This is a genomic window from Acidimicrobiales bacterium (assembly GCA_036378675.1).
Lineage (GTDB): Bacteria > Actinomycetota > Acidimicrobiia > Acidimicrobiales > Palsa-688 > DASUWA01.
In genome coordinates this window covers 99,634-118,630 of record DASUWA010000032.1, presented here as the reverse complement: position 1 = coordinate 118,630, position 18,997 = coordinate 99,634, and the positions used below count along the sequence as shown (strand labels likewise).

The following is an 18,997-nucleotide window of genomic DNA, read 5'->3' as shown; positions in this document are numbered from 1 at the left end:
ACGGTTTGCTCCTTTCGTCGGCCTCGCGTCGCGGAGATCACGTTCATGTGTGGATCTCCAGCGGGACGGTATCGTCAGTTGACTTCCCGTCGGAAGCACCGTTGGTTCCTTGCGCAGCGATCGTCGCCAAGAGGTCTTCCTGCTGTTCTGGTGGGGCACCGCGCTTGTCGGCGATAAGACTCGGCACGATCATGTTCCTGCGGTTGGCGACTCCCCGGAGGATCCGGTCCCGGACGTCGTAGACAACCTGCCCGAAGCCACCCGGAATGAAGAGAAGAACCCAAAGGAGCGCGGCGCCGCTGATCGCCAAGTGGTACTGGCCGAAAGCAGTTATCGACTCGAGATATTTGAAGATCAGCACCCCGAGGAGAACTCCGGTGACTGAGCCGAGGCCACCTATAACGGAGTAGCCGAACACGGTGATGCTGTCCACCGGCGGGAAGCTTCCCGGGTTGAGTGCCTGAAGCAGGTACACGTCGAGGGCGCCCGCTATGCCGGCGATGACTCCGGCCGTTGCAAAGCCGGCGAGCTTCACGGCCGTCGTCGGCACGGATACAGCTGCTGCGGCTCGTTCGTTGTCGTTCGTGCCGATCAGCACCCGTCCGGCCCGGGCCTTGCGCATGCCCTTGGTGACAAGGATGGCGAGTCCCAGGAAGCCCAGGCACACCAGGTACATCGTGTAGTTGTTGTTGAGGTCGAACCTCTGCAACAACAGTGGACGGGGCACCCCGTTGATCGGAATGAATTGCGGAAAGGTCGACTGGTTGAGGAAGTACTGGTCGAGCGCGACAGCCACCGACAGAGTCGTAACTGCCAGGAACAGACCTTTGATTCGGAGAGCTGGGAGCCCGACCAGTATCGCCACGGCCGCGCCGACGCCGCCCGCGGCAAGGATCACAAAGAAAAAGTCGGCGTTCCAGTGCGCAACCATGTTGCCTGCGATGACTCCGGCAACTCCTGCTATGCCGAACTGGCCGAGGCTGATCTGACCGGACCAGCCGGTGAGAATCACCAGCGACACCGCGACGATGGCCCAGACGATCGCGAATCCGGCCAGTAGTTGGTTGCTCGGGCCCCACATCCAGGGGACGAACACGAATGCCGCAGCGACGGCCACGAACAGGAGCCTTCGCGCCCACGCGACCTCCGGCAGCTTTCGCAACTCGTCAGGAATCGGCTTGAGCACCTTGATGGCGGACCACGAGGACGTTCCCGCTTCCTGCGCCCTTGACAGACGACCGGATTGCGCGAGCAGGGCGACGATGATGACGCCCATGTAGATCGGCCAGATCAGCGCGGGATTGCCGGTCGTATTCCAGCGGACCAGCGCTTCCATTATCCCGAGTGCGATACCTGCCGCGAACGCGGTGGGCAGGGATTCCATCCTGGCGACGATGGCGACAGCGAGCATGGGCACAAGTACGGTCGGCCCGTTGCTGGCCACGCCCGGCTTCACTCCTTCGAATGGGGCCGAGAGCATGTAGGTCAGGACCGCAAGAGCACCCGCGATGGTCCAAACAATCGTCCACAAACGGCGAACCGGCACGCCCAGAAGCTGGGCCCGGTCGCTGTTCTCGGCGGCCGCCCGGACGGCGATTCCTGCATTCGTCCTGAGCAAGAACCAGGCCAGGAATGCGAGCACCAATGGAACCGCGGCCACCGCAAGGATCTCGGCGCTATGGAAGGTGTAGACATCGATGTGCAGCGAGATGTTGAAGGGTGGGGCGAACGCTCCGGTGAACGAGGTGAAGTGCTCGCGCTTGGACCCGATCAACTCGAGTCCTCCCAAACCCTGAGCCAACCCTACGCTCGCCACCAGCAGGATAAGCCGCGGATGGTTGGCGAACTTGCGGATGGTAGAAACCTCAATCAGTGCGCCGAGCAGCCCGCCGGCGATCACCGCGAGCGGAAGAGCTATCCAGTAGTTGAGGCCATGCACCTTCACCAGTCCGATCGCCAGCACTCCGATGAGGCTGCCCATCGCTCCATGGGCGAAGTTGATGAACCGGTTGGCGCGGTAAACGAGGATCAGACCCATCGCCCCGAGCGCGTTCACCGAGCCATAGACGACGCCGACGAGGATGAACCCGATGGGCGCGTGGCTGTGCACCCAGCCGTGAGGGCCCGTGATGGCGAGAGCGATGAAGTAGCCGGCGATAACGGCGGAGATGCCGATCCACACCCGCGCCTTGACCGACAGCCCCTCCCAGCGCTCGAGGCTTACCGCCGCGACGCTCATGACTTAGGTATCGGGCAGCCGGGAGCCCCCTTGGGGATGTTGTCGATCGTCCAACGTTGGTTCCCATTGGTGTTGATGTAGGCGCCCATCTTCCCGTTGTACGCCGAGACCGTGTTGGGGCTCCAGCAAACCTCACGCACGTCGTTCGGGATGGTGTACTGACTGGAGTTCCATCCCCACAACCCGGCGGGGCCCTGTCTCGGGCTGAAGTTGAACATGCCCTGTGCGAAGGTCTGCGGATTGAGGTTGGGCCCGGCCATCTCGAGACCTATCGCCATCATGTCGAACTGCAGGTAGATGATGTTGACGAAGAAGGCTGGCTCGTCGGTGCGTTGAGTCTTGTAGGCGGCGTACCCGATCGTCTGGGTGTACGGAAGCGTCGGCGCGTTAGGGCTGATACCCAAAGCGTGGGAGAAGAACTGCTGGTTGTAGAGCTGCCCCACGTAGTCCTGGTCGACAAGAGCGGCGCCGATCTCGACGAACTCCGGGTAGTACCCCTGCTGAGCAGCCTGCCCGGACAGGTAGACCGGGAAGATCGGATCGCAACCGCAGACTATGGTCGTGTATCCACCGGCCTTCAGCTGGGCCACCAGGTTGGCCGCCTGTTGCGACTCTGTCCCTAGGTCGAGCTGGTAGTAGTACTGCCCGGTGCTGCAGGGGCCGAGGATCTGGTGGAACACGTCGGCGGAGACCTTGTACAGCTCGTTCTGCGGGGCGATTCCGGCGATTTTGCGAGGCGCGCCGTGCATGCTCCCCCCCGCGTACGCCGCCGGGGTGCCGGCCGGGCACATCTTGTTGAGCACGTAGTTGGCGGCCTCAGTCGCCACCTTGGTGCCGTCGGTGGCTAGCGACCAGTCATAAGGGGCGTGCTGCTGGTGCCAGAAGTTCGGCATGTAGGGGTCACCGAATCCGAGGATGTGCTGGTTCCACAACGCAGTCGCGAACGGCTCGGACTCAGCCGTCAGGTCGGCGAACACCCCCAGGCTCTTGTCGGTCTGCGCGTCCGCTTCGGCGGCGGCCTGCCCGTATCCCTGGAGCTCGTTGCCGAGCGATCCTTGACCTGTGTAGAAGTGAAGCACGATCTTCCGGCCGTAGAACTGGAAGTGTGAGTTGTAGTAGTCGGCCATCGCCTGGATGGTTCGTTGGTTGTCCGCGTTCGTGTCACGCAGCTGGGCCCCGGCGAGCTGCGCCAGGGTGTTCTGGAAGCTCTGGTCGGTCGTCAAGCGCACCGCCACGTTGACGGCGGTCGGCGTGATCCCGGTCGAGGTTGCACCGCCGTTGCTGCCCGAGAACGTGACGCACGCGGGCGAGTACGGATCTCCCGGGATTTGCTGGGTCTGCCCGTTGCATGGCAGGACCTTCCCAGGCGTGTTCACGGTGCTTCCCGCGGCCCCCGCCTGGCCGGAAGAACCGGTGGCCCCACCAGACGCGGGGGTGCCTGTAGCGGTAGAGCCGGACGCCCCGGTACTTCCCGCCGCCGACGGACCTCCCTGGAACGTCTGGCTCGATGCCCCGTTCCCTGGTCCGGTACTCACCGCCCGTTTGGTCGGCACCTTGGACGGGACGGACAAGGCGACGATAACCACCAGTGCCGCGAGAGCGGCGACTGGCCCGTATCCACGCAGTAACCGGGTACGGACACCGGGAGAGGTGCCGTTGGAAGAAACTGGCATCAGCAGCTACTCCTCAAAAATGTCGGTCTTGACGCCGTGGCGGATCATCCGCCGGTCGGCCTCAGCAAGAAGCGCGAGCAGCCCGAGAATTCCGAGACCGATTCCGAGAAGCGGGCCGGCCGCCTCGCCCGTCACGGTCGCAGCCGGAATAGCGGTGCTCGGTCCCGAACGGGCCGGGGTGCCGCTCGATGGAGTTGAAGAAGTGGTTGGGGTGGAAGACGCACCCGCGAGCGCGGTCCCCGTGTCTGACGTCCCGGCGACGCTTGGGGTGCCAGCGGTGAACTGGCTGGTTCCCGGGACGCTCAGGTCCCCGAACCCGCCGAATGCGAGGTTGTAGGGGTTGCTCGGCAGGTCGCCGCTCGAAGCGTTAACCCCTCCGAGGGAGATGTTGAAGAAGCCGCCGGCGGTGAAGGAGGCGATGGTGATGTCGGCGACGGTGATTGGCGTGTCGGTCTGGCAAAGGGCGGCTTGCAACTGGTGGGTCGGGTCGTTCTGCTCGATCGGTGCAAGCGAGTTGTAGGGGGGTGAGGTGTTGGCGAATCCGTTCTCGAGACCGCTAGCAATCGGGAAGTAGTTCGGCTCGATCACGCCGGCGATGACCGGGTCGGTGATTCCGTTCCGGGTGGTGTTCGGAACGACCTGGATCGAAAGCGGGGACTCGAACTGAATCCCCTGTGCATTCGTCGCGGTCGGGAAGTTCACAGCGATGCCGATCTGGCCGAGGACCGTATTGATCGCGTTCGACACCTGTGACAGATCAGTAGCAGGGATCGACTGACCGTTGACGTTCACCTTGCCGATCTGGAAGTAGCTGGTGGGCTGTCCCCCGCCGCTGCCCGTGGGATAGATGGACTCCCAGTGGAGACCGCTCAGGCTGATCACGCCGGCGATGGTGACCTGACCGACATCCACCGTCGCGGCGGCCTGGCGGGCGCCGTTCACCAGGCCGGACCACGCCTTGCTCACGACGTGTGAGAAGGTGATCAGGTTGCCGGGTGCCGCGACGGTCCCCCCGAAGATGGTGTCGGCCTCGCCGTAGGGGGTGCCGTCCGCTACGACGTGCTCGGTGCTGCCGTCGGAGTTGTTGTCGCTCACCGTCGGGCCGGCCGAGTGTTGGTCGGAGCCGCCGGCCGACGGCGTCTCGGCTTGCAGGGGGTCGGGGACGAACTGCGCGAGCGCAGTCGGCGGTTGCCCGCAGTTGTACCCCTTGATCGCGGCTCCGACCGCGCCGAGGTCGAGCCCCTGCGATTGGGCTCGTGCGATCTTGTCGGTGTGCCCGGCCAGGGCCTCGTCGAAGATCCCCCCTACGGCGAGCGACCCCTCGTGTGGGGTCACTTCGAAGCCTTCAGCCGAGGCGGAACCGACCCCGGGACTGTCGGCGGCGGCCGCCTTTCCACCCGTGATCATCCCCGCTGCGCCGGTTACCACCATTCCGACGGCCGCAACTGCGACCGCCCAACGGCTGTACCGCCAAAGACCACTACGCCGTGCACTCAAAATGCGCGATCCCCCGATGCTGGACTAACAACTTCCGGTCAAACGACGTGACGGATGTAACACCTAGTTCGACGGTTCTCTCTCCGGTCCTGCTTTGCGGGCGGCCCCGGTTCCCCCCGGAATGTCCGCAAAGCAACGGATTGTGAGAGTAATACCCGTATCCGGCCTATACCTGTCGGGGTTCAGAAGACGGGTTGCTGGCGGGTCCAATCGGAGACTGCCTCCACTTCCGCGGCCAGCGAGATGAGCAGGTCTTCGCTGTTCGCCGGGCCCACCAGCTGCGCTCCCACCGGCAGCCCGGCCGAGGTGAACCCGGCGGGAATGTTCACCGCCGGCCAGCCGAGCACGTTCCACGGCCAGGCGTAGGGGCATGCTCCCGCCATGAGCTGATCCGTCGCCCAGCCGCTCAGGCCCTCGAATGCTCCTATGGGAATCGCCGGCTTGGCGGTCGTAGGAGTGACCACGATGTCGAACCGCTCGAACACGGCTCCGATTCGTTTGGCAAACGGACGTTCGAGCCGTTTCGCGGCACGGAGGATCGGGCCGCCGAGAAGCCGGCCCATCCGGCCGTTAGCGCGCGTACGAGGGTCGAGGACGGCCTCGTCGGGAACCCGCCGGCACCAATCGGCCACACCGGCGGTAGAGCGGGGCACGAACGAGATGCCGACCAGACCGTAGGCCGGATCAGCCTCCTCGACCTCGTGCCCGAGCCCGCTGATTCGCTCCGCGATGGAAGCGACTGCAAGCTCCACCTCCGGGTCGAGCTTGGTGGACACCAGGCTGAACGGGATCTTCTTGGAGAAGGCGATCCGAAGCCGGGGAGGAGTGGTCCGGGCCGCCTCGGCGTACGGCCGCCGCGGGGGCGGCGGTTTGTGGAGGTCTCCGGGGTGGTTGCCCCGGAGCACGTCCAGCAGGAATGCCACGTCCGCGACGTTGCGCGCCAGTGGACCGTGGCACGTGATCCCGTTGAACGCCTCAGGGTCGGGCCAGGTGGAGATCCGGCCGCGCTGCGGCTTGATTCCGACAAGGTTGGTCCACGACGCGGGGATGCGAACCGACCCCGCCCCATCGGACCCCATTGCGGCCGCGACGACTCCCGTGGCGACGGCAACGGCTGACCCGCCCGAAGAGCCACCGGGGCTGAAGTCGGGGCTCCACGGGTTGCGGGTCGGGCCGCAAGCGGTGCTCTCGGTCCACGGCCACTGTCCGAACTCGGGTGTGTTGGTCTTGCCGATGATGATCGCCCCTGCCGCGCGGAGCCTCCGGACCGCCTCGCAGTCGGCCGTCTTCGGCGTGAAGTCGCCGGGACAACCGAACTCGGTCGTCTCACCTTCCAGGTCACTGTCGTCCTTGATGGCGATGGGAACACCGAGAAGCGGCAGCCGCTCACCGCTCGACAGCCTGCGGTCGGCTTGCGCCGCCTCGGCCGTGGCTTTTTCCTCCCGGATCATCCTGAACGGATTGAGCTTGGACTGCACTGCCCTCGCACGCTCGAGCGCGTCGCCGACCAGTTCGGCGCTGCTCACGTCCCGCGACACGAGGCGGGCGGCTTGGGATTCCAGGGTTGGCTCGGGCATCAGCGACGATTGTCGCCTCGCCGGCGAAGCACGCTCAATTGCACCGTCCCGATGCCCTTGAGCTTGTGGGCCCGGATAGGACTGACGGAATAACGGTCGTCGCCCGCAACCACCTCGGCGAGGCTGGGTGAGATCAACACCGATCCTGGACGGGCGGCCATGGTCGCCCGCGAAGCGAGGTTGACGACCGGGCCGTACAGGTCGCCCGACTGCGACACGACGTTGCCCACGGCGACACCCACCCGAACCGACGGCACATCCGGGGAGTCGAATGTTTCGGCGAGCCGAAGGGCTATCTCGGCGACCATGGACGGCTCGGCCGTGAACATCACCTCGTCGCCGATCATCTTCACCACCCTGCCGCCGCCGCCGACGACGATGTCGGTAGCGAGCCTCTCGAACCGCTCGATCAATTCCGCCGTTTCGGTGTCGCTGAGCTGCTCTGCCAACGATGTGAAGCCGACCAGGTCGGCGAATCCCACCGACACGACGTTCCCGGCATCGCTGTCGGAAGCGTCTCCCACGCGCCTCGATATCGAGTCCAGCAGGTGGCGCCGCAACAGATAGCCCACCACCACCTCGAGGTCGTCGACCCGCTTGGGAGAGGGCAACAGCCCGTCGGCATCCTCCCCACCGGCCAGACCGGTCAAGACGCGATCGGTCCAGAAACCGACGACCGCATCGGCCATGCGCGAGGCCGCCAGACCGAGCGTCCGGGTCAGATGCAGGAGCTCCGGCTGCGTCAAGCCGTCCTCATCCATGAGGATCTTCGCCCTTTCCAGGGCTTTCAGGTCGTCCTCGAAAAAGGCCGGTTCGTCCTCTGGGACGTCGGGAAGCCCCATCGCCCGGCGAAGCCGCCGGGCGAGCTCGAGGTCGACGCCTGTCAGCTCGGCTAGTTCTCTCCCGGTGTACCGGCGATTACCTGAGACGGTTCCTTGTGCGACCGACTCGAGGGCGCGTTCGAGCAGCTGCTCAGGTTCCACGCCGGCGGCGCCGTCTCAAGAGCGGTCCCGCCACCAGCCGACGAATACCCGGTAAAGAATGCTCCGCGACGGTACGTGCTCGACCACCGGCTCCTGGGCGTAGAAGCGCTGGAACGCAGCAGTGTCGTCTGATGCGGGGATTCCGCCTTGACGATCGTCCATGCAGAAACCCTACGCGGCGGCGCGCTCCAGGATGTGCACCCCACAGGCGGATCCGAGCCCGATGACGTGGGCCAGGCCGACCTTGGCGTTCTCGATCTGCCTGGGGCCACCTTCGCCCCGCAGGTGCTGGCATACCTCCCAGATGTTGGCGATGCCAGTCGCTGCGATGGGGTGGCCCTTGGACTGCAGGCCTCCAGAGACGTTGACCGGTGTCTTGCCGTCGCGCCAAGGGGCTCCCGACTCGAAGAACGGAACTGCCTCTCCTGGCGGACAAAGCATGAGGTTGTCGTAGTGGACCAGCTCCGCGGTCGCGAAGCAGTCGTGCAACTCGACCAGATCCAGGTCCTCCGGCGCGACTCCCGCTTGTGAATACGCTTGTTGGGCGGCGTTGCGAGTCAGGGTGTTGACGTCGGGCAGGACCTGGCACGCCTCCTGCCACGGATCGGTCGTCAGCACCGACGCGCTGACCTTCACCGCCCGGCGCTGCTGAACGGGCGAGAGGGTCTTCAGCTTCGCTCCCGACACGACCACCGCGGCCGCGGCGCCGTCGCAGTTGGCCGAGCACATCGGCCTGGTGTTCGGATAAGCGATCATGACGTCGTTCATGATCTCGTCGAGGCTCATCTTCTTGTTGTAGGCAGCGAGGGGGTTCAGGGTCGAGTGGGCGTGGTTCTTCTCGCTGATCCGCGCGAACAACTCGAACGACGCTCCACCGTATTGATGCCCGTATTCCATGCCTATCTGGGCGAACACGCCTGGCATCGTCTCCGTGCCGATTCGTCCATCGACCGGGACGACGGCCCCGTACCGGCCTTGCGGCTCGAACTTGTTGCCGTCCTTCTTCGCCCGTCCGCCGCCGCCCAGCAATCCGGCGCCGGCGAGTTTCTCGACCCCGACCGCGAGCCCCATGTCCGTCTCGCAGGCCTTGACCGACATGATCGCGGTCCGGAGGGCGGTGGCACCGGTAGCGCATGCGTTCGCCACGTTGTACACGGGTATGCCGGTCTGGCCGATCTGCTTCTGGAGCATCTGCCCCATCGTCTGGCCGACCAGGTTCCCGTAGGCCAGAACCCCGATGTCCTTCATGTTCACGTCGGCGTCGGCGATTGCGCTGAGCGCGGCCTCGGAAGCGAGGTCGATCGGGTCCTTGTCCGGGTGCTTCCCGAACTTGGTCATGTGAATCCCGAGAATCCAGATGTCGTCGCTAGCCATGACCGATCTCCTTACTCTGCTGGTTCGAAACCGAAGCCGATCGCTTCAGTTCCCTCGTCGTCGGTACCCACCACGTAGGTCGCGAGCCGGACCTTCATCCCGGTCCGAACGTGCTCAGCGTCCGCCGGAGTGTTGATGACGTTGCCCCGCACGCTCGTGCCGTCGCAGTCCACCACACCCGCGACGAAGGGGACGGGAATCCCCGGGGCCGCGTAGGAAACGATCGTGAACGTCCGCAACTCCCCTTCGGGGGATACGTCGAAGCTCTTGAACTCCGTGCCGCTGCACGACGCACACGCGTTCCTGCGGTCAAAGAAACGAGCTCCGCAGGATGTGCATTCGCTCGCGACCAGGTGCGGGTGGTCACCGAGCACCAGGTAGCTGACCATGGGGACCTGCTGGCCCATCTCCCCTCCGTTTCGATTCATCGGGCTAGGTTCATCGGGTTAGGCGATCGATGCACCTTACGCGTCCACGAACCGTATCGCTAAGTTCGGAAGCCATGCTCGCCGCCTACGCCGCTCGCGTCTCCTCCGACGACCCCCTGTCCGCCCTCGAGATAGGAGACCAGCCTGAACCGGTCGCTCCGGTCGGCTGGACGACCGTCTCGGTGCGAGCAGCTTCTCTCAACTACCACGACCTTTGGTCGCTCCGGGGGGTCGGTCTCACCGCTGAGCAGACTCCGATGATCCTCGGTTGCGACGCGGCCGGCGTCGACGAGGATGGCAACGAGGTGATCGTGCACGCGGTCATAGGGGATCCCGACGCCGGCAGGGGCGACGAGACCCTCGACCCGAAGCGGTCGCTTCTTTCAGAGCGCCATCAGGGTGCGATGGCCGAGAAGGTCGTCGTCCCCCGCCGCAACATGATCCCCAAGCCCGCGGCCCTCTCGTTCGAAGAGGCTGCCTGCCTGCCGACCGCCTGGTTGACCGCCTACAAGATGCTGTTCAGTCGATCCCGATTGCTGCCGGGCGACACCGTTCTCATCCAGGGCGCCGGCGGCGGGGTAGCCACCGCCGCGATAGTCCTCGCCCGGTCCGCCGGCTACCGCGTGTGGGCCACCAGCCGCAGCGAGGAAAAGAGGTCGAGGGCGCTCGAGATCGGAGCGCACGAGGTGTTCGAGTCGGGTGCCCGGCTGCCTGAACGGGTCGACTCGGTTATGGAGACGGTCGGCGAGGCGACGTTCGGCCACTCTCTAAGGTCGGTCCGACCTGGCGGCACGATCGTCGTGTGCGGCGCCACCACCGGCCTCACCGTGGCGGTCGAACTGCCCAGGGTGTTCTTCCAGCAGATCGACATCCTCGGCTCCACGATGGGCAGCCGGACCGAATTGGAAGGAGTGACCGGCTTCCTGTGCGCCACCGGAGCACGACCGGTCATCGATTCGGTGATACCTCTTTCTGACGCGAGGGACGGTTTCGCCCGGATGCTCGCGGGTGACGTATTCGGCAAGATCGTCTTCGCTGTGTAACCCGTATCCGGATGGGGCCCCAACCCCACGCCCCGGCGTGAGCCGGCTGTAGCGTGCTCACGTATGCAGCGCACCGTCTTCGATGACGAGCACGAGCAGTTCCGCTCGAGCGTCAGAGCCTTCTTCGAGAGAGAGGCCGTTCCGCACCTCAACGAATGGGAACGCGACGGGATCGCCGACCGCTCCCTGTTCAAGAAGGCCGGGGCCAACGGTTTTCTCGCCATGTCCGCGCCGGCGGAATTCGGCGGCGGAGGCGTGGACGATTTCCGATACAACCTGGTGATCGACGAGGAGGTGCAGTACCTGGGCCTCGGAGGCGCGGGCCTGGGGCTCACCTTGCACAACGACATATGCCTCCCCTACTTCCTGAGCCTCGCCAACGACGAGCAGAAAGCCCGTTGGCTGCCCGGCATCTGCTCGGGGGAGCTGATCACAGCCATAGCCATGACCGAGCCGGGGATCGGGTCCGACCTCGCATCCATGTCGACAACGGCGATCCGAGACGGCGACCACTACGTGGTCAACGGGGCGAAGACGTTCATAACCAACGGCATCAACGCAGACCTGGTGATCACAGCGGTCAAGACCGACCCGACCCAGAAACACCGAGGGATGTCGCTGCTGGTCATCGAGCGGGGCATGCCCGGTTTCGACCGCGGCCGCAACTTGGAGAAGATCGGGCTCCACTCCCAGGACACCGCCGAGCTGTTCTTTCACGACGTACATGTGCCGATCGAGAACCGCCTGGGTGACGAGGGCACGGGATTCACGAGCCTGGTCACCAACCTCCCCCAGGAACGGCTGTCGATCGCCATCGCAGGTGTCGCCGGCGCACGTGCAGCACTGGACTGGACGATCGAGTACTGCAAGGACCGCAAGGCGTTCGGTCAGCCGGTCGGCAACTTCCAGAACAGTCGCTTCGTTCTCGCCGAGTGCGAGACGGAGATCCGGATCGGTCAGTCGTTCATCGACGACTGCGTCGTAGCTCTGAACCGACGTGAGCTCTCCGCCGAGGAAGCCGCAATGGCGAAGTGGTGGTGCACCGAGCTGCAGAAGAAGGTCATCGATCGCTGCCTACAGCTCCACGGCGGCTATGGCTACATGATGGAGTACCCCATCGCGCGCGCCTATGTGGATGCCCGCGTCACGACGATCTATGGCGGCACCACGGAGATAATGAAGGAGATCGTCGGCCGTAGCCTCGGCTTCTAGGTGGCTAGACGCCTTTGGGCTCCCTCTGGCCCATGAAGCCGAACATGTAGCCGGCGACCCTGCGCATCTGGATCTCCTCGGCTCCCTCGGTTATGCGGTAGCGGCGATGGTGGCGGTAGATGTGCTCGAACGGCTTGTGCCTGGAGTACCCAAGGCCGCCGTGGACCTGCATGGCACGGTCCGCCGCCTCGCAGCAGAGCCGGTTGGACCAGTAGTTGCACATCGAAACCTGCTGGGACTGTGAGAAAGCCCCTTCGGCGTCCATAAGCCACGCGGTCTTGTGGATCAGGGCCCGCAGCATCTCGCACTGGGTCTGTAACTCGACGAGCGGGAACTGGATCCCTTGGTTCTCGGCGAGCGGCTTGCCGAACGGCTTGCGCTCCCTTGCGTATTCGACCGACTCGCTTATGCAGTACTGCGCCGCGCCGAGGCTCGACGCCGCTTGGCGGATACGGTTCTCGTTGAAGAAGTGCTGCACGACCGCGAGGCCGCGCCCTTCGTCGCCCAGAATCGCGCTGTGGGGGACCCGAACGTTGGTCAGGGAAATCCGACCGTGGTCGGTGGGCATGTTGAACGTCCAGAGGAATTCCTCGATCTTGAACCCGGGCGAATCGGTCGGAACCAGGAACCCGGTGATGCCCCGGCCGTCGCCCGGGTTGCCGGACGTCCTGGCGAAGACGAGATCGTGGCCGGCGTGGTGTATGCCCGTGTTCCACGTCTTCTCGCCGTTGATGATCCATTCGTTGCCTTCGCGCCGGGCGTTCGTCTCCATGTAGGTCGCGTCCGAACCGTGGTTCGGCTCGGTGATCCCGAACGCGAAACCACGCCTGCCCGCGGCGAGGTCGTCGATCCACTCGGACTTCTGCTCTTCGCTTCCGTAGTTGATCATCAGCAGCAGCCCGACGTTGTTCCCCACGATGGAGTGCTCATTCTGCAGGTCGTTGTGCAGGCCCAGCCCCTTGGTGGCGAGATGCTCGCGGATCACCGCCATTCCCAGATTGGTTCCGTCGCGTCCGCCGTACTCGGCGGGGAACGCGTAGCGGTAGTGACCTGCCGAGTCTGCACGGCGGCGCGCCTCGGCCAGCAGGAGCTCCCACTGCTGGTTAGGTAGGCCGCCCCTCTCCCAGTCGGTCCTGGCGTCCTCGCGACGGTGGTCGAAGAAGCGGATGTTGTCATCCTGCTGTTCGAGCGGCTTGATCTCCCGCTCGATGAAATCGTCGAGCTCGGCCAGGTAGTCGACCAGGTCCTTCGGCAGGGTGAAGTCCATTAGGTATAGGTCTCCAGGTAGGTGGGGTTGTTGACTTGCAGGCGCGCAGTTACGAGCGTCCGTAATGCGCCGCGGAGCTCCTCGTTGCCGTCCAGCTCGCCGGCTCGGATCGCGCCGGCCAGCTCCCGTTCGGATGTGACCCCAACGCTTGACAGGGCCCGTTCACGGACTGATGCGTGCGCGTCGTTGAGTTCGAGCTGCCGCTTCACGATGTTCAGCGCGTTGACCGCGACCCGCAGGTGGAAACGGCGCCGGCCCGACAGCTCACCGGCGACGTCTTTTTCCAAAAACTCGACCGCTGCTTCGACGAGCTCGGCTGCGGCTGGGACCCCGTAGGGTTCATCGCTCACGGGACGCAGTCCAGCAGGTCGAGTTCGGTCTCAGCGACGCGCCTCCCTATGGTCGCCAGCTCGACCGATCGCTCCGAACCGGTCAGATGCCTCGCGGCCTGTAGCAGGCAGATGATCCCCCAGCGAAGCGTGGCGAAGACCTCCCACCATCGCAGCTGGTCGATGTCCACCTGGATGCCGCTTTCCTTTTCGTAAGCGTCGAGAAGATCGGTGTACTCCCCCATCCCGCCGACCGGCTTGGGTCCCCGAAAACGCCACGGGCGGGCGCACAGCCAGCCGAGATCCTCCATGGGATCTCCCAGGTGGACAAGCTCCCAGTCGAGCACCGCCCTGACGCCTTCCGGCCCGACGATGAGGTTGCCGAGCCGGAAATCGCCGTGAACGACGGTCGGGTCGTTTTCCGGTGGTCGTTCGCGTTGGAGATAGCGCAGCGCCCACTCGAATGTCGGTACGGGTGCGTCGGTGAGCCGAAGGATCTCGGTCCATCGGTCCAGCTGGTCGTCGTAGGCAAGTCCCGGAACGTCCTGCTGATCGGTGGTCCGCAGGCGGGCAAGGATCCGACCGCACTGGCCCGCGAAGTTGGTTCGTGCCCCGGCGAACTCCTCGTCCCTCAATATGTGGCGGGCCAGAGTCTCGCCCTCGATCCGTTGCATGATCATGTACGGGCGCCCGAAGGGGTCGGAATCGTCACCGGCGGTCAAGATGGGAGGCACGGGAACCCCCGCCGACCGTGCTGCTTCCATCGCCGCCGCCTCGGTGCTTATCGGAACCCGGTTGGACCCCTGCGCGGCGACACGGAGGATGTAGCCCGTAGGAGGGTCCCCGTATTCGAACGACCAGATCGCGCTGGTGGCACCGGCGGAGAGGCGCAGAAGGTTGGCGGGCGGCGACGGGTGCGGACCCAGCGCCTTCTCAAGAACTTCCTGGAGCGGCCGGGGGTCGCCGGCGAGGTCGGTCATTGGGCTCGCAGAAGCCGGTCGGCGCCCAGGTCCAGCGCGTGGCGGGCGTGACGTTGAGCCATCGCCATGAACATCTCGTCACCGCGGTCGGTCTGTTCGACGAGCATCGATGCTGCGACGGCCATGACCAGGCCTGCCCAGGTCAGCCGGCGGTAGTCGTGCCAGCACCGGTCCCAGTCGTAGCTACCGATCCCCGCGGCCAGGAGACCCCGGTGGTAGCGCCCGACCAGGTCATGCTCTGCTTCTCGTCGCGTGTCGGGCATCAGACCGGCCCCTATGAAGTAGGCGACGTCCTGCATCGCCGGTCCGTGAGTACATGTTTGCCAGTCCACGACCGCGACCTTCGTAGTGTCAGGGTTGAAGAGCAGGTTGTCGAGCCGGTAATCACCATGGACCACTGTCCACGGCTCAGTGTCTGCATGCACGTACGCGTCGAGTCGTTCGAAGAGGACGCCGCCCGCGCTTCGTACGTCCGGCCCGAGCCGGTCTCGGTATCGGTCGTTGAATCCAGACCACAGCTGCGGAAGCAGACCGAGCAAGAACATCTGCTGCTGCGCACGGTCGCGATGGAGCCACGGCAACTGCTCGAGCCAGGGATCTCCCCACACCGGGGCATGGAGTCCTACGAGCTCGTCGATCGCAACCCTCGCTTCTTGCAGGTCGCAACCGGCAAGCTGATCCCCGGTGCGGGCGGGATGCAGATCCTCGAGCAACAGGACAAACGCCGCGGTGGCCACGTCGATGTCGGCGTAGAAGACGCGCGGCGTGCGGATCTCCACGCGGGGGGCGATCTGCTGGTAGAAGCGCACTTCGTTCTCGTAGCTGCCCAGGGCGAGCGCCGTGGCACGGCTGGTCGGATCGGCCGACGGAAGCTTGGCGATGATGGTCGAAGGGGCTGTCGTGGGCCGGTCGTAGCGAAGGGTTAGCCGGGCGCTGCCCGACATCTGGCCGGTCCCGATCATTTCGTGAGTGACCTGGCTCACCCCGACTTGGTCGGAGATGACTCCGGCCCATCGCAGGGCATCGGTCATCCAGCCCTCAGTGAGCTGGTCCGGCGCCTCAGCAATCGGAAGACCCGAGCGGTCCGGGGCCAGGGAAGTCATGCCTTCACCCGAAGAGCTCCGAATACCAGATCGGTCAACAGGTCCGCGGCCTGGTTGGGAGTCACCGTTCTCGTATGGCGCACGAACACCTGAAGGCAGTAGCGCTCGATCATTGCGTTCACTGCGCGCGAGGTTTCCACCGGATCCGGGCCGGCGTCGAGAATGCGAGCTTTCGACGCTGCCACGAACGATTCGGCGAACAAGTTGACGAACAGCTCTGTTACGTCGTCGCGCAGCCTCCCGAGCGCGGGATCCACCAGGCTGACCTCTTCCCAAAGTTGCTGGAAACCGGCGGTCGTGGCGTAGATAGTCACGAACCGGTGGATGAGCCGGCGCAGACCGTCAATCCCTTCCTCCGGGTTCCAGGCCTTGACCTCGGTCAGCGATCTCACCGTCCACTCGCCGACGATGGCGGCGACCATCTCCTCTTTCGAGCGGAAGTACTGGTAGACGGTCCCGACACCGACTCCAGCCCGGTCGGCGATCGCGGCGATGCTCGCTCGGTTCCAGCCCGCCTGCTGGAAAACGTCCGCGGCCGCCTTCAGAATGGTCGTTCGCGTCCGGCGCCCTTTGTGTCCCAAAGGCCGTTCGGACCCGCGTTCGAAGCGCACATCCTCCGGGGCGAGCGCAGCCTCGGCTGCTCGGAGTATCGCCTTTGCCAGTTCGTCTACCGACCGCCTCTGCTTCATCGAGCGTTGGGCATCAGGCCCGTCATCGCCGCCCGTTGTAACCTGAAGCCGCGTTCATGTCAGAAACCTCTACCAGACTCAGTCGGGCGCTGCAAGGGTCGGTGGTGGCCTTGGCAGTCCTCACGGCGGTCGGGCTTTCGGCATGTCGCGGCGACAACGCCGGCGGCACTTCCCCGCGGATAGTGGACTGGCAGAGGGCTACTGCGGCGGCGATAACGCCGATGGCGCAGCGAGTGCCGGTCATGGCCCAGGAGGCGTCGGAGTGGGAGCAGGACACCTTGAGCGCTTCTGATTACCGGCCGGAGCTTGCAACCACTCTGGCAGTGACGATCCGTGCGCGCGATGGCGTGAGCAAGCTGCCCCAGTTTCCAGGCCAGCCGTTGGTCGATTCCCTCTATCTGGCATCGATGAATCTCTATGTCGCTTCGGCGCAGGCGGATGAGGCGAGCCTCGATTTAGCAACGACGGACCTCCGGCGCCAGGTCGCCCTTCTCGCTGAACGGCTGCGGGTGCTCGGCGACCGGGTGTTCGACCAGGGACGGGTCCTGACCGGACAGAGCCTCGTTTCCGGGGGGCTATCGGGCGCGAAGGTCGAGCTGCCGTCGCCGGTCCCCGATTGGACCGCCGAGGGGCTTGCCCCCGGTCCGCCGCTCGCGCCGGCGCCACAGGCATCGGTCGCAAGGCCAAATCCCCCGGTCACCGGCGGACCGGAAGTACGTCGCCGCTTGTCGCAGCTGATCGCGGACGAGGCCAATCGGGCCTCCCGTGCCGCCGGACTGACCGCCGCGGGGCAGTCAAGTGCGCTCAGCGAACTGGCGACCTACCTCAGCGAGATCGCTCACGCTGTCTGAGCCCGGGAACTTCGCGAATCGGACTTGACCTGAGCGATGATTCAGGTCTTAGATTGGCTCGAACGCTGAGGGACGCGGGCCGTGGGGGTGGTCCAGGAGCATGACACCAACCAGCTTCACCACGCGAGAAGGAGCGAAACGCGCCTCGGCGCTTGCCGTGATCGGTGTGTTGGTGGCGGTTCTGGTGGCTGTGTCTGCAGCCGCTGGGCAGAATCGGCTCGATCGCGATCGTGGGGCGCGGCACCTTGTGGTTGGGCCTGGCGTGGTGTCGAACAGCGGTTCATCGTCGCAATCGCCGGGCGCCAACGAGTCGGCCGGCGGCTCCGGCGCTTCGAGTGGTTCTGGAGCGGCCGGTGCGGTCTCGGCAGCGTCTGCGAGCTCGTCGTCGTCATCGGGATCGGGCCCCAGGATTGGATCCGGTCCTGCAGTCGCCGGGGCTTCCGGAAGTCAGGCGGTCTACGACCCGGGGGTCACCGACACATCGATAACCGTCGGCGGTTCAACGTTCCTGTCCGGACCCGCCGCGGTCTACGGGGATCAACTGGCGACCGGCCTCCAGGCCGCTCTCAACGTCATCAACTCGCAAGGAGGGGTCAACGGGCGGAAGTTCAAGCTGATCCTCTATGACGACGGGGCGGATCCCGCCAAGCAGCTCGCCAACACGAAGCGCCTCGTGGAAGTCGACCACGTCTTCGCCTTGACCATGATCTACGCCCCGGGACAACTGGGCCAGTACGTGGCTTCTCAAGGAGTCCCGGTCTTCACCGAGGGGCAGTTCGACGAAGAGTTCATCAACCCTTGGTGGTTTGCCACGGGCGGCCCTCAACGCTCCGGATCCATCGCCATCGCCGAAAAGGCGGCCCAGATGGGCGCAAAGAAGGCGGCGATCTTCTACCTCAACGCGGGCGGCGGCAATTACACCGACGCGTACGCCCAGACGGTTGCAGGGGACTTTCAATCACTCGGGATATCCGTCGCATTCACCGAGTCGATGCAACCGACCCAGAGCGACTGCACCGACGGCATGACCAAGGCCTCGACGCAGGGAGTCGACTTCATCGACTTCGAACTCGACGTCGGCCACACCATCCCCTGCGTTCTGTCGGCTCAAGAGGAGAATTACAAACCCGCCAAAGGCTGGGGCGGATACCTGATCGGAGTTCCCGCGACGCCGCAGGGAATCGGCGCCTACTCCGCCGGCATGTGGGCGGTCGACGCGTTCGCTCCCATCTACGGAAACCCGACGTACCTGCAAGCCGTCCACAATGTCAACCCGCAGGTAGAGGCCGTTTCGTCGCCGACTGCAGGCATGTACACGGCTGCGTGGCTAATGGCGTCGGGTATCCAGCAACTCGGCAGCGACATCACCCGGCAGCGACTCCGCTCGGTACTGAACACCTTCACCGACTGGGTGCCGTCGTTCCTGAATCCGTCCGACAGTCAGGAACCCCACTACACATTCCGGCCCAACTGCCACGTCGGCTTGGGCAGCTTCTACTACCTGCAGGTCCGCCAGAACCCAAGTAACTCCAGCGACTACGAGTTCTATCAGGCATCTCCTTTCCAGCCCTTCTTGGTTGACAAGCCAGCCTCGACCAACCCGCTGTACACCTGCAGGCAGGCCGAACCGTGAGCTTGGCGCTTCCGGCCACCGGGTGGCGGAGGCAAAGATCCGGACGCGCCAGGTTGACCGGGCTAACCATTTCCGCTCCGGGCTGGCAGCGAGACCTCGACGTATGGTGCGAGACGGTC

At 65.0% G+C, this 18,997-nt stretch carries 17 protein-coding genes; 4 read left to right on the top strand and 13 right to left on the bottom strand.

What is annotated here, in order from left to right; translation table 11 throughout:
• Window positions 1–43: 43 nt before the first annotated feature.
• The 8 genes from VFZ97_11880 to VFZ97_11845 all read right to left on the bottom strand — a co-directional run bounded on the left by VFZ97_11880 (window position 44) and on the right by VFZ97_11845 (window position 9,771).
• Window positions 44–2,239, bottom strand: coding sequence for an ABC transporter permease (locus VFZ97_11880; GenBank protein HEX6394134.1), 2,196 nt, complete (start codon window positions 2,237–2,239; stop codon window positions 44–46).
• Window positions 2,236–3,912: a hypothetical protein gene (locus VFZ97_11875; GenBank protein HEX6394133.1), complete on the bottom strand. Its 1,677-nt coding sequence runs from the start codon at window positions 3,910–3,912 to the stop codon at window positions 2,236–2,238. The genes VFZ97_11880 and VFZ97_11875 overlap by 4 nt, the downstream gene beginning before the upstream one ends.
• 6 nt (window positions 3,913–3,918) lie before the next feature.
• Window positions 3,919–5,409 (bottom strand): hypothetical protein, encoded by a 1,491-nt coding sequence (locus VFZ97_11870; protein ID HEX6394132.1) that lies wholly within the window; start codon window positions 5,407–5,409, stop codon window positions 3,919–3,921.
• Between the two features lie 182 nt (window positions 5,410–5,591).
• On the bottom strand, window positions 5,592–6,986 hold the full coding sequence (locus tag VFZ97_11865; GenBank protein ID HEX6394131.1) for an amidase: 1,395 nt from the start codon (window positions 6,984–6,986) through the stop codon (window positions 5,592–5,594).
• Window positions 6,986–7,969: an adenylate/guanylate cyclase domain-containing protein gene (locus tag VFZ97_11860; GenBank protein ID HEX6394130.1), complete on the bottom strand. Its 984-nt coding sequence runs from the start codon at window positions 7,967–7,969 to the stop codon at window positions 6,986–6,988. The genes VFZ97_11865 and VFZ97_11860 overlap by 1 nt, the downstream gene beginning before the upstream one ends.
• 15 nt (window positions 7,970–7,984) lie before the next feature.
• Window positions 7,985–8,131, bottom strand: coding sequence for a hypothetical protein (locus VFZ97_11855; GenBank protein ID HEX6394129.1), 147 nt, complete (start codon window positions 8,129–8,131; stop codon window positions 7,985–7,987).
• A gap of 9 nt (window positions 8,132–8,140) precedes the next feature.
• A complete protein-coding gene (locus VFZ97_11850; protein HEX6394128.1) occupies window positions 8,141–9,343 on the bottom strand; it encodes a thiolase family protein in 1,203 nt (400 codons plus the stop codon).
• A gap of 11 nt (window positions 9,344–9,354) precedes the next feature.
• Complete coding sequence (locus VFZ97_11845; GenBank protein HEX6394127.1) at window positions 9,355–9,771, bottom strand: OB-fold domain-containing protein; 417 nt, start codon at window positions 9,769–9,771, stop codon at window positions 9,355–9,357.
• 74 nt (window positions 9,772–9,845) lie between these two features.
• Here VFZ97_11845 and VFZ97_11840 point away from each other — a divergent pair, with 74 nt between their 5' ends.
• Complete coding sequence (locus VFZ97_11840) at window positions 9,846–10,814, top strand: zinc-binding dehydrogenase (protein HEX6394126.1); 969 nt, start codon at window positions 9,846–9,848, stop codon at window positions 10,812–10,814.
• 63 nt (window positions 10,815–10,877) lie between these two features.
• Entirely contained in the window at window positions 10,878–12,026 is a 1,149-nt protein-coding gene (locus VFZ97_11835; protein HEX6394125.1) for an acyl-CoA dehydrogenase family protein, read from the top strand.
• 4 nt (window positions 12,027–12,030) lie between these two features.
• Here VFZ97_11835 and VFZ97_11830 read toward each other — a convergent pair whose 3' ends face one another.
• The 5 genes from VFZ97_11830 to VFZ97_11810 are packed head-to-tail and all read right to left on the bottom strand — an operon-like array spanning window position 12,031 to window position 16,394.
• Window positions 12,031–13,293 (bottom strand): acyl-CoA dehydrogenase family protein, encoded by a 1,263-nt coding sequence (locus tag VFZ97_11830; protein HEX6394124.1) that lies wholly within the window; start codon window positions 13,291–13,293, stop codon window positions 12,031–12,033.
• Window positions 13,293–13,643, bottom strand: a complete 351-nt coding sequence (locus VFZ97_11825; GenBank protein HEX6394123.1) for a DUF6285 domain-containing protein — start codon at window positions 13,641–13,643, stop codon at window positions 13,293–13,295. The genes VFZ97_11830 and VFZ97_11825 overlap by 1 nt, the downstream gene beginning before the upstream one ends.
• Window positions 13,640–14,602, bottom strand: a complete 963-nt coding sequence (locus VFZ97_11820) for a phosphotransferase family protein (protein ID HEX6394122.1) — start codon at window positions 14,600–14,602, stop codon at window positions 13,640–13,642. The genes VFZ97_11825 and VFZ97_11820 overlap by 4 nt, the downstream gene beginning before the upstream one ends.
• Window positions 14,599–15,705 carry a phosphotransferase gene (locus tag VFZ97_11815; GenBank protein ID HEX6394121.1) on the bottom strand — a complete coding sequence of 369 codons (1,107 nt, stop codon included), beginning with the start codon at window positions 15,703–15,705 and terminating at the stop codon, window positions 14,599–14,601. The genes VFZ97_11820 and VFZ97_11815 overlap by 4 nt, the downstream gene beginning before the upstream one ends.
• Window positions 15,702–16,394 (bottom strand): helix-turn-helix domain-containing protein, encoded by a 693-nt coding sequence (locus tag VFZ97_11810; GenBank protein HEX6394120.1) that lies wholly within the window; start codon window positions 16,392–16,394, stop codon window positions 15,702–15,704. Before VFZ97_11810 ends, VFZ97_11815 begins: the two co-directional genes overlap by 4 nt.
• A gap of 104 nt (window positions 16,395–16,498) precedes the next feature.
• Between VFZ97_11810 and VFZ97_11805 the strand changes: the two genes are divergently transcribed.
• Both VFZ97_11805 and VFZ97_11800 read left to right on the top strand, forming a co-directional pair.
• On the top strand, window positions 16,499–17,245 hold the full coding sequence (locus VFZ97_11805; GenBank protein ID HEX6394119.1) for a hypothetical protein: 747 nt from the start codon (window positions 16,499–16,501) through the stop codon (window positions 17,243–17,245).
• A gap of 100 nt (window positions 17,246–17,345) precedes the next feature.
• Window positions 17,346–18,878, top strand: a complete 1,533-nt coding sequence (locus VFZ97_11800) for an ABC transporter substrate-binding protein (protein HEX6394118.1) — start codon at window positions 17,346–17,348, stop codon at window positions 18,876–18,878.
• Window positions 18,879–18,997 lie beyond the last annotated feature (119 nt).